Origin of the sequence: Sphingomonas fuzhouensis, from assembly GCF_034659795.1 — a bacterium.
In the GTDB taxonomy this organism is placed as follows: Bacteria; Pseudomonadota; Alphaproteobacteria; order Sphingomonadales; family Sphingomonadaceae; genus Sphingomonas; species Sphingomonas fuzhouensis.
In genome coordinates this window covers 1-13,200 of the sequence record NZ_JAXSQY010000008.1, presented here as the reverse complement: position 1 = coordinate 13,200, position 13,200 = coordinate 1, and the positions used below count along the sequence as shown (strand labels likewise).

The window sequence follows — 13,200 nt, the reverse complement described above, 5'->3', positions numbered from 1 at the left end:
GTCATCGCGAGGATAGACCGGCCTGCCACCCTCCGCCCAGCGCCTGATAGAGGAGCACGGTGTCGCTCAGCCGCTGGGCCTGCGCCTGGGTCACGGCCGCTTGCGTGCCTAGCCATGCGGTTTGCAGGTTCAGCGTCGCGGCACCGCTGACCTGTCCCAGCCGCGCCTGGGCGCGGGCGATGGCGAGCGCGTGGCGGGCGGCCATGTCGGCCTGCACGGCGGTACGCAAGCCCTGGGCGTCGGCGGATACGGCTTGCAGGACATCGGCGACATTCTGCATCGCCGACAACACGGTCGAGCGATATTGCGCCTTGGCCTGATCGAGCGCCGCCTCCGCCGCGCGCTGGCGCTTGAGCAGCGTTCCGCCCTCGAAAATCGGCTGGAGTAGATTGCCCGCCAGCGTCCAGAACGGATTGCCGTTGCGAAACAGCGTCGACAGCCCCGTCGAGGTGCCGCCCGCCGTGCCGGTGATCGAAAAGCTGGGCAGCCGCGCGGCGATGGCGACACCGACCTGCGCCGAGGCATAATGGAGATTGGCCTCCGCCGCCCGGATATCGGGGCGCTGCGCGACCAGTTCGGAGGGAAGCGAGACGGGTAGCTCGGCAGGCAGGTGGAGCGTGTCGAGATCGGGCGCGACGAAATGCTCGGCCGGATAGCGGCCGGTCAGCACGGCCAGGAAATCGCGCGCCGCCGCCTGTTGCTTGGTCAGCGTCGGCAACGCCGTCTCCGCTTGCGACAAGGCCAACTGCGCCGCCGCGACATCCGCGCCGCTCGCCGCGCCCAGCCGGAGTTGCGCCTGGACGATATCGAGATAGCGGCGATCGGCCGCGATCACCTGCCCGGTCATCGCGATCTGACGGTCCAGGCTGGCCAGCGTGATCGCAGTGTTGGCGACATTGGTGGTGACGGTCAGGAACGCGGCCTCCGTCTGGAAACGCTGCGCCTCGGCCTGCGCCCTCGCCCCCTCCACGCCGCGCCGGATGCCGCCGAACAGATCGGGCGTGTAGCTGGCGGTCGCGCCCAGTGTGTAGAGGGTGAAGATATCCGAATTGTCGCTCAGCGGCGATTGCAGGACGCCCGCATTCTTCTGCCGCTCGACCTGCGCATTGGCGCTCAGGGTCGGGAACAGACTGCCCCGCTGCGCCAGATAGGTCTGGTGCGCCGCGCGCAGCGCCGCCTTGGCGCTTTCGACATCGGGGTTGTGCCGCAGCGCATCCTCTTCCAGCGCGTCGAGCGCGCGCGAGCCGAACTGCGTCCACCAGCGATAGGAGACGGTGCCGCCCCAATGGAAAGACTGCGCCTCGCCGCCCGCGATCGGCGCGGCATCGGTCCTCACCGGCAAAGCGGCGGGCGTATACGCGCTGGCGCTCGGGGCGGCGGGGGCGTGGAAGTTCGGGCCGACCGCACAACCGCTTAAGCTCAGGCCCAGCATCAGGCAGGACATGCGGCGCATCAGTTCGCCTCCTCCACGTCATCGTCTTCGGGGATGGGGCGTGCGCGGCCAGCGGGCGAGAACATCTCGATCAACACCGGCAGCACCAGCAGGATCAGCGCGGGCGCCAGCAAAATGCCTCCGACCACCACCAGCGCCAGGGGGCGCTGTACCTGCGCACCGATCGCGGTCGACATGGCGGCGGGCAGCAGGCCCAGACACGCCGCCAGACAGGTCATCAGAACGGGCCGCAACCGCGTCTCGGCGGCCTGGACCAGCGCCTGGCTCCGCTCGATCCCGCGCTCGACCAGTTCGTGGAAATAGGAAAGGACGATCACCCCCTCCATCGCCGCGATGCCGAACAGCGCGATAAAGCCGATCGCCGCCGACACGCTGAACGGCGTGCCGGTCAACGACAGGGCGAAAATGCCGCCGATCACCGTCATCGGCAACACGCTCGACACCAGCAACGTCTCGGTGATCGAGGAGAAGTGGAGGAACAGCAGGAGCCCGATCAGGACCAGCGTGATCGGCACGATCACCTCCAGCCGGTCGAGCGCGGCCTGGAGATCGCCGAATTCGCCGACCCATTCCAGATGCTGGCCGTCGCCCAGCTTCACCTTGGCCGCGACCGCCTTTTGCGCATCGGCCACCGCGCCGCCCAGATCGCGGCCGCGCACGCTGAACTTGATCGGGATATAGCGGGTCTGCTGCTCACGATAGATGAAGGACGGGCCCGAGATCAGACGGACCGTGGCGACATCGCCCAGCGGCACCTGCATCATGCCTCCGCCGGCATTGGCGACGCCGATCGGGATGGCGCGCAGATCGTCCAGCGTCGCACGCTGAGCGCCGTTCAAACGAACCATGATCGGGAAGTTCCGGTCGCTGCCCTTTTCGTAAAGATTGCCCGCCGCCTGTCCGCCGATCGCCGCCTGCACCACCGCGTTGACGTCGCCGGGGGCCAGACCATAGCGGGCGGCCTTGACCCGATCGACATCGATCTGGACGGTCGGCTGGCCGAGCGAGTTGAAGATCGACAGGTCGGTGATGCCCGGCACCTTCGCCATTGCCGCCTTCACCGCCTCGGCGGTGCGTTGCAGGCTGGTCAAGTCGTTGCCGTAGAGCTTGACGGAATTCTCGCCCTTCACGCCCGACGCGGCTTCCTCGACATTGTCCTCGATATATTGCGAGAAGTTGAAATCGACCCCGGCGAAATTCGCCGCCAGCTTGCGGTTCATATCGTCGGTCAGCTTCTCTTTGGTCATGCCGCTCGGCCATTCGCTTCGCGGTTTGAGCGGCACGAAGAATTCGGTGTTGAAGAAGCCGGTGGCGTCGGTCCCGTCATCGGGACGGCCATGCTGGGAGATGACGGTCGCGACCTCCGGATAGCTGGCGAGGATGCGGCGCATATGGTTCACATACTCATCGCCCGCCGCCAGCGAGACCGATTGCGGCATGGTGGCACGAATCCACAGATTGCCTTCTTCGAGATGCGGCAGGAACTCCAGCCCCAGGCCGTGCGCCGCCACCACCGCCAGCAGGAACAACGCCCCCGCCACACCCAGCGTCACGGCCCGGAAGCGCAGCGCGAAGTGCAGGATCGGATGATAGACCGCGTGCAGCCAGCGGACGATCGCCGTCTCGCGCTCCTCCAGGTCGAGGCCGAGCAGGATCGCCGAGAGCGCGGGCGAGACGGTGAAGGTCGCGACCAGACCACCCGCGATCGCATAGGCATAGGTCCGCGCCATCGGGCCGAAGATGTGCCCCTCGATCCCCGTCAGGGTGAAGAGCGGCAGGAACGACATGATGATGATCGCCGCCGAGAAGAAGATGGCCCGGTTCACCTCGCCGCTGGCTTCCGCGATGACCGCGATCTTGCGCGCCATCAGCTTGTCGCGGCGCAGTTTGACGTTGGGCGCCTCGGACAGATGGCGGAAGATATTCTCGACCATGATGACGGTCGCATCGACGATCAAGCCGAAATCGATCGCGCCGACCGACAGCAGATTGGCGGACTCGCCCCGCGCCACCAGGATCATGACGGCGGTGAACAGCGCGAAGGGAATGGTCGCCGCGACCACGATCGCGCTACGCAGATTGCCGAGGAATATCCACTGGATCAGGAAGATCAGGATCACCCCGAACAGCAGATTGTGCATGACCGTATGGGTGGTCAGCTCGATCAGCTGGCTGCGGTCGTAGATGCGCTCGATATGAACGCCCGGCGGCAGGATGTTGGAGGCGTTGATCCTCTGCACCTCTGCCTCGACGGCGGCGATGGTGGGCGAGCTCTTCTCGCCGCGATGCATCAGGACGATGCCCTCGACGATGTCGTTGTCCTGATCCTGGCCCGCGATCCCCAGGCGCGGCAGATGGCCGACCTCGACCTTCGCCACATCGCGCACGAAGACGGGGGCGCCGTTCACGGTCTTCAGAAAGGTGTTGCCGATCTGCTCGGGCGACTGGATCAGGCCGACGCCGCGCACGATCGCGGCCTTGGGGCCCAGGTCGATCGTCTGGCCGCCGACATTGATATTGGCGTTGTTCAGCGCCTGCAGCACCTGGCCCAGCGTCAGGCCGTTGGCCATCAGCGCCTGTTTGTCGACCGCGACATCATAGGTCTTGGTCTTGCCGCCCCAACCCGACACGTCGATGACGCCCGGCACCGCCTTGAACCGGCGCTCCAGCATCCAGTCCTCGATGGTCTTCAGGTCGGTCACCGAATAGCCGGGCGGGCCGACGACGCGGTAACGATAGATTTCGCCGATCGGGCTTTCGGGCGACAGCTGCGGCTGCACCCCGCCGGGCAGCGGGGAGAGCTGGCTCAGCTTGTTGATGACGCGCTGCTCGGCCTCCTGATAGCTATAGTCGTAGGTGAACTGCACCTTCACGTCGGACAGGCCGAACAGCGAAATGGTGCGGACCGTCTTCACATGCGGGATGCCCGCCAGCTGAATCTCGATCGGGATGGTGATGTTGCGCTCGATCTCCTCGGCCGACTGACCCGGATATTGGGTGATGATGTCGACCAGTGGAGGAACGGGATCGGGATAGGCCTCGATATTCAACCGGCTGAAGGCAAAGCCCCCTGCCCCCAGCATGATGATGAGGAACAGCAGCACCAGCCAGCGGCGCTTCAGCGCGAAATGGACGACGGCGTTCATCGGATCAGTCTCCGCCGTTGGCACGGTCGATGAAGACGGAACCGGCGGTGACGACCTCTTCGCCAGGGGCCAGCCCCTGCGTCACGGTCACGGCATCGCCCGTGCTGGTGCCGGTGCGGATCGCGCGGAGCGACAGGCTGTGGCGCTCGGGGTGCACGACCCAGACATGCGCGTCATCGCCTTCATAAAGCACTGCCATTGCCGGGATTTCGACCGCCGGCTTGGTCGCGCCGTCCGAGAGCCGCGCACTGGCGAACATGTTGGGACGAAGCGCACCGTCGGGATTGGCGATCTGCGCGCGCACCACGATCCGGCGGGTATTGGGATCGACCACCGGCGAGATGTAATAGACACGCGCATCGAAGCGCCGCCCCGGAAACGCCGGAACCTGTACCGACAGCATCGCGCCGCGCCGCAACTTGCCTGCATCCGCCTCACGCACATTGGCGACCAGCCAGACATGCGACAGGTCGCTGATCGTGAACAGCGGCGCGCTGGCCCCCGAAGCGGCGCTTTCGACATATTGGCCGATGCCTGCATTGCGGGCGGTGACGGTGCCGTCGATCGGCGTGCGAACGATCGCTTCGTTACCGGTCGCGGATTTCAGACCAAGGACGCTCAACCGCCCGCGCGCAGCGGACAATTGCGCCTCGCTGCTCGCCAGCGTGCTGCGCGCGCTCGCCAGGTCCGACTGGGCCTGCTGCACGTCACGCTGCGCCGCGCCCTGCACCGCCAGCAGCGCCTGTTGGCGGGCGGCATTGGCCTCGGCCGTGGTCAACGCCTTGCGCGCCGCCGCCACGGCCGCCTCGGCGGTGGCGATGTCGCTGCGCCCCTGCACCAGTTCCGACGCGGCGATGGCATAGATGGGCTGTCCCCGGCGGACCACATCGCCGGGCTTGACGAAGATGCGCGAGATGCGACCGGTAAAGGGCGAGAAGAGCTGGGTCGTGCGATCGTCATCGGTCGCGATCTGCCCGTCGGTCAGCAGCGCGGGCGCATATTGGTCGCCGCCCGCCTTGGCGAAACGCAGATTGGCCCATTGCTGATCGGTCGGCCGAAACTCGCCGGGCGGGAGCCTGTCCTTAGGCGCTGGTGCGGCATCCTTCGACGCCGAACAGCCGCCGAGCATCAGGACCGCCAGACTGACGGGGGCAAGTGCGGTCCAGAGCCGCCGGTCGCGGGGTAAGCAGATCATGCGCGACCGACTAATGAGACGCCCGGTTTATCGGCAATCGCCCAGCCGTATCGATGGGCTATACCTTGGTATATGCCGCCTCGTCTCGACGGCGGCCCGTCGCGCTTGGTAAGACAAGGCCATGCCCCGAAAGGATCATGTACCGCCCGATGGCCGCGTCTTGCGCTGGATGACCGGCATCCTGGCCGCCGCGCTGATCCTGGGCATCTTCATTCTCGACGTCGTCACCGACCGGGTGATCGCCGTAGCAGTGCTGTATATCATCCCTATCCTGTTGTCGCTGCGTAGCTTTTCCCCGGCGCGGGTCATGGGACTGGCAGGGGCGTGCGTTATCCTGACGATGCTGGGCAGTCCGCTGACCCGGTCCGGCATGACCGAGGCCGGGATGGTCAATCTGGCGATCAGCCTGATCGCGATCGTCACCACCGGCTATCTCGGCCTGCGCATGCTGGCACACGAAGCCGCCTCGCACGAGGCGCGGGCGCATATGCGGCGGCTGTCGCGGATCGGCAATCTCGGCGAGCTGGCCTCCTCCATCGCGCATGAGGTGAACCAGCCGCTGGCCGCCATCGCCAGCAGCGCGGGCGCCTGTCGCCGCTGGCTGGATGCCAGCCCACCCGATCTCGTCAAGGCGCGCGAGTCGCTCGACCGGATCAGCCGCGATGCCGCCCGCGCGGGCGATGTCGTCGCGGGGGTGCGCCGTCTCGCCAGCCGCAAGCCGTCCATGTCCGACCGGGCCGACATGGTCGAACTCGTCGAGGAATGCGTGGCCATCGCCCGTGCCGAACTGGATCGGCAGCAGATCCGCCTCGACCTCACCCTGCCCGATGATGGCGCGGCGGTGTGGGGGGACCGGGTGCAGATTCAGCAGATCGTCGTCAATCTCATCATCAACGCGATCGAAAGCGTCGCCCAGAATGGCGCGGCCGAGCGGCGCATCCTTCTGACCCTTGCGCAGCAGGCGGGCTTCGTCACGCTGACCGTGGCGGACACCGGGCCTGGGCTGTCGCGCGAGGCGGTCGGCCATTTATGGGAACCCTTCTGGACCAGCAAGGATGGCGGCATGGGCCTGGGCCTGACGATCAGCCGCACCATCGCCGAAGCGCATGGCGGCGCGCTGGAATGCCGCCCCCGTGGCGGGCGCGGCGCGGTGTTCGAACTGCGACTGCCGCTGACGCCGGCGCCCGGCCATGCGTGACCGCCCCGACGACACGCCCCTGGTCCGTATCGTCGACGACCAGCTTTCGGTCCGCGAGGCGGTGGCCGATCTGCTCGCCTCGGTCGGACTGGCGGCGCGCGGCTATGCCTCGGCCGCCGAGTTTCAACAGCAGGACGATCCGGCCCGGCCCGGCTGCATGGTCCTCGACGTGCGGATGCCGGGCAGCAGCGGCTTCGACCTGCTCGCCACGATGACGGCGCAGAACGCCGCCTTGCCGGTCATATTCGTGACCGGGCACGGCGACATCGCCATGGCGGTGCGTGCGATGAAGGCGGGCGCCGTCGATTTCCTCGCCAAGCCGTTCAACGACCAGCAGCTGATCGACGCGGTCAACGCCGCGATCCGCGAGGATACCGCGCGCCGAAAGACGCGCGCCATCGCCGCGGACGCAGCCCGCCGCCTCTCGACCCTTAGCGAAGGCGAATATGAGGTGATGCGCCTCACCATCGAAGGGCTGCGCGTCAAGCAGATCGCCGACCGCCTGAACATCAGCGAGATTACCGTCAAGACACGGCGGGCGCGGATGATGCAGAAGCTTGAGACCACGACGTTGATCGAGCTGTTTCGGATGACCCTCGTGGCGAATGGCGCTGATATTTAGGCGCAGAACCGGACGTTTGGAGCGCCCTGCCCACTCCCTTCGCTTCTGTCCGAATGCCCATGGACCTGACGTGTCGCCAATAAATCCCGTCGGTCTGAAAAACATATAGTATAATATATTTGCATCCGCCCATAAGGTGTGGTTGGGTAGCCACGTAAAAAATCGTTATGGGAAGGGCGATATGGGGGACTTTCGTTGCGCACTCCGCTTTGTCGGAGCATCTTTTATTGCGCTGGCTTGGTCTGGCGTTGCATTCGCCCAGACCGCGAACGGCAGTACTGACGGCCCAGCGGCGCAATCGGAAACCTCCATCACCGGGGTTGCGGCCTCCACCGACAAGATCGACGCCAAGCAGGAAGCACGCGACGCGACAGATGTCATCGTCACCGGCACGCGCATCGTGCGCCCCAACATGACCAGCAACGCGCCCATCACCACCATCGACTCGACCTATCTCAAGGAGCGGGGCCTGGCGCGGGTGGAGGATGCGCTCGCGCAATTGCCGCAGGTAACCCCGATGCTCGGTCTTCAGGGGCAGCGATGGGACTCGGGCGCGGCGCCGGTCGGCCTGCGCAACCTGGGTTCGGGCCGCACCCTGACGCTGCTCAACGGGCAGCGGATGGACAATGACGTCAACATCATCCCCGGCGCACTGATCGAACGGATCGACATCATGACCGGCGGCGCGTCGGCCGTGTACGGGTCGGACGCGATCGCGGGCGTGGTCAATTTCATCCTGAAGCGCAAGTTCGACGGCATCGCCTTCGATGGCGAGGTGAGCGGGTTCAACCATGACAACAACAACCCGCTGCTGGCGAAGGTCGCGCAGAATGCGGGCTATACCTATCCGCGTGGCACCTATCTGGGCGGCGGCAATTATTTCGCGTCGCTGGCGGCCGGCAAGAACCTCCTCGGCGATCGTCTGAACATCAGCGGTTTCGCGACGTACAAAAAGGCGGACCCGATCCAGTTCCGCAACATCGATACGGTGAACTGTCCGCTGTTGATGTTCGACCCGAACAATCGCGACGCGGGCAACACGACATGGGCGTGTGATGGCACCACCTACAACCCGTATAATTATTTCAGCATCAACGGCCAGGATCGCAGCAATGCGCGCGACGGTTCGCGCAGCTTCCGCCCCTATGACACGGCGGACGAGGTGCGCATCCAGCGGATCGATTCGATCCAGCGGCGCAGCGAGACGTTCAACGGCGGCGGCTTCCTGACGGCGGAACTGCCGCTGGGTATGCGCCTGAACGGCAGTTTCCTGTACAGCCATATCATCGAGACGGGCGCGAATTCGGTCGATGGCGGCCTGTGGACACCGGCCGCGCCGGTCAATTGCGACAACCCGTTCCTCAGCGCGTCACAGGCGCGGGAAATCTGCGGCGCGGCGGCGGGGAGCACCGCGCTGAGCGCGCCCATCTCGCTGTCCCTCTTCCGGCCTGGCATGATCCAGAATTTCCGCAACACGACCAGCGACTGGCGCGGCTCGCTCAATCTGTCGGGAATGATCGTCGACAAGATCCGGTTCGAACTCAGCTATCAACAGACCCGGAATATCATGAACGGGTCGGCCGACCATCTGTACGTGCCGGACCAGGCGGATCGCCTGGCGCGCGGGCTTCAGGTCCGCAACGTGAACGGCGTGCCGACCTGCCTGTCGAAGATCGACGGCACCGATCCAAGCTGCCAGCCGATCGACGCCTTCTCGTCCAACACGTCGATCAGCGATGCGGTCTATAACTGGGTGACCGGCCCCGGCAGCCGTCGTCAGCAAAACGATCTGCAGGTCATCAACGCGGTCGTGTCGGGCACGCTCGAGGATTATGGGATCAAAAGCCCGTTTGCGACCAGCGGCGTCGGCTTCGCCATTACCGGCGAGTATCGCAAATACCGCAACCAATCGCAGGGCTTTGGATCATGGTCGAATTTCACGACCTTCGACGGGCGAACCAGCGTGAGGGAGCTGGGCGGCGAGATCGACATTCCGCTGATCGAGGACAAGCCGTTCGCCAAGGAACTCAGCATCAATGGCGGCTATCGAATCTCCGATTACGACGTCTATCGCAACCTGATCCACAGCTGGAAGGCGGAGGCGAGCTGGGCGCCCGTCGACGGCCTGCGTTTCCGCGGCAGCTATAACCGCGCGGTGCGCGTCGGCGTGCTCCAGCGTCTGGAGGGCGAGAACCGCTATCCCAACACGCCGATGCTCGATCTATGCGCGCCGCCGCGCGCGTCGAGCGATGGCAAGGGCGCCAAGCGCTATACGTTCGACCAATGCGCGATCGGTATGACGCGTGCGCAATATGACGCGCTCACCAACTATACCGGATGCGATTCCCAGGGCTATTGTCCGACGACGCTGGTGAACGGCGGCAATTCGGATCTGCAGCCCGAACGGTCACGCAGCAAGACGCTGGGCGTGGTATTCCAGCCGCGCGGCATTCCCGGCCTAACCGCCTCGGTCGACTGGTATGATATCAATATCCAGGGCGCGTTCGAATGGACCCGGATCGGCATGGCGTTCAACCAATGCTATGACAACAAGGTCGCGTTCTTCTGCCAGTTCTACAAGCGCGATCCGCAAACGGGACAGCTGCTGATCGCCGACGCGCGGTATAACAACTCGGGCTATACGGCGACGCGCGGCATCGACTTCAGCACCAACTATGCGCTCGATCCCAAGCGGTTCGGCATGACCGACGATATCGGCACCTTCGGGCTGAACTTCAACGGAACGCTGACCACCAAGTTCGAACGCCAGTTCGCGCCGGGCAACACGCCCTGGTCCTGCCTGGGCTATTTCGGTTTCGCCTGCGCCGATCCGATGCCGCGCTGGCGCCATGTGGCGGGCGTCAATTGGCAGCTGCCCTGGATCAAGGGCGGGGTCGGCTTCACCTGGCGCTATATCGGCCCCACCAGCAATTCGAAGCTGTCGACCAACACGGTGCTGGCGGCCGCACCGGGCCAGACCTATCCGCTGGTCAACCGGATTCCGGGCTATAGCTATTTCGACTTCAACACCAATGTGACCTTGGTGAAGGGCATCGATGTGCGCTTCAACGTCCAGAACATCTTCGACAAGGACCCGCCCCTGATCGGCAGCGATCTCACCTATGGTATCGGGTCGTATTTCAATACCTTCCCGACCTATTATCAGGTTCGCGGGCGGACGTTGCGCGTCGGTATCTCGGCACGTTTCTAAATCGGTTCGCTATCGGTCGGAGTGCCGACGTGACGACGCTTTCGGTTCGGGGCAAGGCGCGAAGGCCACCTCGGACCGAAAGCGCGAGCCTTTCCGGGCAAGCGGCCATCATCTCGACAGGATGTGGAACGCGTCTTCGGTCAGGTCGGCCGTCGCCTCGTTCAATAGCGCGGCCCGCATCTCGGAAGGGGAGGTGCCGTAGATGCGGCGGAACAGCTTGGTGAAGTCCGAGGCGCTGCTCCCGAAACCGGCGCTGCGGGCAAGTTGCTGGATCGGCGTGTCCGGGGCACTGCGCAGACGCTGAAGGAAGGTGCGCAGGCGGTGGTCGCGCAGATAGGCCGCCACCGTCACGCCCTGGTTGGCGAACGCGCTGTAGAGGCTGCTGCGTGACACGTTGAGCATGGTCGCGATCTTGGCCGGGGTCAGTTCCGGATCGGTGCCCGCCGCGGCCACCAGCGTCTTTACGCGGGTGAGGAGATGGGATTTCTCCTGCCCCACACTCGGCTCCATCTGGCGGATCATGGCGAGTGCCACATCGGCCGTGGTCGTGAGCGCCACATCGAACGCCCCCGGCGATACCGCACCCAGTGCGCCGACCATGTATCGCACCTGCAGGCTGAACAATTCGGCCAGTTCGCTGTTCGTGAATACGCGCCCTGCCATACCGCGCAGACGCGCCGCGTCCACCGCTGCGGCGACGGCGGATCGCGGCACAAAGATCGCCACGACATGCGCCGGATAGTCGCGCATCACATGCGGGATCGCCGTGTCGAGCGTGAACACGTCACCCTCTGCCAGATGAAGCAGCTTGCCGTCCGTCTCCACCTCCATGCGGCCATGGGTGATGAAGCAGGTGAGCAATCCGTCCATACTATCGGCGTCGTCATCCTCCTTGCGCCGCCCCGTCATGCCCGCATTGCGCGAGATCGAATGGAGGAACGCGGCGCTGGACCCGATGAACCAGCGCATCGTCGTGTCCAGCGGCTGGCCGTTGAAGGTGATCGGCGGCGTGCGACGATAGAGGAAGGCGTTTTCGAGATAATCCTGGGCATCGGACGGTGCCTTGGTGCTGTCGATCTCCGTGATCTGGCCCCCGTTTGGCCGGACGGATTCAAGCGGTTGCAGAAACCATTGCGCGATGCTCGCGCGGGGAACGCATTTTGAGCCCTGAATGAGGGTGGTTGTCGTTGTAGTCTTCGATCCATCCGGCAAGCGATGTCAACGCGGTGAGTGCATCGGGTAGCGACGAGACGCGGACGTAATCGCGTTTGAGGGTATGCACGAAGGCTTCGGAGATGCCGTTGGATTGCGGGCTGCGGACAGGGGTGAAGCAGGGTTTGAGCCCGAGTTGCCGGGCAAAGGTCCGCGTTTCGCGGGCGGTATAGGCCGAGCCGTTATCGGACAGCATCTCAACCGGCGCGACCGTGCGCATACCGCCGAAGCGGGCCTCCACGGCTTCCAGCATGATGTCGCGCACGTCCGAACCGCTGATGCCGGCATTGGTGACGGCGTGCCAGGCGATGATCTCGCGGTCGTGGGCGTCGATGATAAAGGCGCCGCGCACGACCTCGCCGTTCCAGCAGGTGAACTCGAACCCGTCCGAGCACCAGCGCAGGTTCGAGCGGATCGCCACCACGACGCCGTCATGACCGTAATCGGTTCGCTCGGTATAGCGCCGCGCCAGCAGCAGGCGGTTGGCTGCCATGATGCGGTAGACGCGTTTGTGGTTGACCGGCACCAGTCCTTCGGCGCGCTGCTGTCGATTGAGGACCGCCGCGATGCGGCGGTAGCCGTATGTTGGCCGCTGCGCGGCGATCTGGCGAATGCGGGGCAACAGGTCCGCGTCGTCGGCCTTCGTGTATGGCCCGCGCGTCTTGGTGCTGCCGGTCAGGCGGTCGTACACCGTCGAGCGTCCGACGCCGAGCGTGCTGGCGACCAGGCTCACCGGATAGTCTCCGGCAGCGGCGAGTGCATGAGCAAGCTCGCTTTTTTTGGGCGCGAGCGCTCCAGCGCCTCCTTCAGTATCTCGACCTCCAGCGTCTTGCGGCCGAGCTGGCGCTCCAGTTCGCGGATGCGGGCTTCCATCTCACGGACCTGACGGTTGCTGGTTACGTCATCGTCGCCGACGATCGCGACGCTTCCGCCTTCCAGCATCAGCCGCCGCCAGCGGTACAGCAGGTTCGGGGCCACGCCATTGCGGCGCGCCACCACCGATATGCTCTCGCGACCATCGAGCGTTTCCTCAACGATCCTCAGCTTCTCGGTGGAACCCCAGTGACGACGCCGACCGCCGTCGGTGATGATCTCGGACACGGACATAAGCCTATGCTCAGGGGATAGCCCCAAGCCTCCTTCTTAGGCTTGAATCCGTCCGG

Annotated in this window: 8 protein-coding genes; 3 read left to right on the top strand and 5 right to left on the bottom strand. The window is 65.2% G+C overall.

The annotated features are described in order from the left end of the window. Window position 1 precedes the first annotated feature (1 nt). Genes U1H82_RS15820 through U1H82_RS15810 form a run of 3 tightly spaced genes read right to left on the bottom strand, consistent with a single transcriptional unit; the run spans window position 2 to window position 5,794 of the window. Complete coding sequence (locus U1H82_RS15820; protein WP_322965903.1) at window positions 2-1,453, bottom strand: efflux transporter outer membrane subunit; 1,452 nt, start codon at window positions 1,451-1,453, stop codon at window positions 2-4. Further along, entirely contained in the window at window positions 1,453-4,599 is a 3,147-nt protein-coding gene (locus tag U1H82_RS15815) for an efflux RND transporter permease subunit (RefSeq protein WP_322965902.1), read from the bottom strand. The genes U1H82_RS15820 and U1H82_RS15815 overlap by 1 nt, the downstream gene beginning before the upstream one ends. Before the next feature lie 4 nt (window positions 4,600-4,603). Further along, window positions 4,604-5,794, bottom strand: a complete 1,191-nt coding sequence (locus U1H82_RS15810; protein WP_322965901.1) for an efflux RND transporter periplasmic adaptor subunit — start codon at window positions 5,792-5,794, stop codon at window positions 4,604-4,606. 121 nt (window positions 5,795-5,915) lie between these two features. Here U1H82_RS15810 and U1H82_RS15805 point away from each other — a divergent pair, with 121 nt between their 5' ends. From U1H82_RS15805 to U1H82_RS15795, 3 genes are all read left to right on the top strand, one after another. Further along, a complete protein-coding gene (locus U1H82_RS15805; RefSeq protein WP_322965900.1) occupies window positions 5,916-6,992 on the top strand; it encodes a sensor histidine kinase in 1,077 nt (358 codons plus the stop codon). Next, the gene (locus tag U1H82_RS15800; protein ID WP_322965899.1) at window positions 6,985-7,614 is read left to right on the top strand and encodes a response regulator transcription factor; all 630 of its coding nucleotides are present in this window, start codon (window positions 6,985-6,987) and stop codon (window positions 7,612-7,614) included. The genes U1H82_RS15805 and U1H82_RS15800 overlap by 8 nt, the downstream gene beginning before the upstream one ends. A gap of 181 nt (window positions 7,615-7,795) precedes the next feature. Next, window positions 7,796-10,825 (top strand): TonB-dependent receptor domain-containing protein, encoded by a 3,030-nt coding sequence (locus tag U1H82_RS15795; protein ID WP_322965898.1) that lies wholly within the window; start codon window positions 7,796-7,798, stop codon window positions 10,823-10,825. A 108-nt stretch (window positions 10,826-10,933) separates the two neighbouring features. On the opposite strand, the gene U1H82_RS15790 is transcribed toward U1H82_RS15795, so the two are convergent. Together U1H82_RS15790 and U1H82_RS15785 are read right to left on the bottom strand one after the other, a co-directional pair. Continuing rightward, a complete protein-coding gene (locus U1H82_RS15790) occupies window positions 10,934-11,794 on the bottom strand; it encodes an AraC family transcriptional regulator (protein WP_322965897.1) in 861 nt (286 codons plus the stop codon). Between the two features lie 142 nt (window positions 11,795-11,936). Further along, window positions 11,937-13,144 (bottom strand): IS3 family transposase gene (locus U1H82_RS15785; protein WP_322962882.1). Its coding sequence is split into 2 segments (ribosomal slippage): window positions 11,937-12,820 and window positions 12,820-13,144, totalling 1,209 coding nucleotides; the frame shifts between segments, so codons are not numbered across the junction. Between the last annotated feature and the right edge of the window lie 56 nt (window positions 13,145-13,200).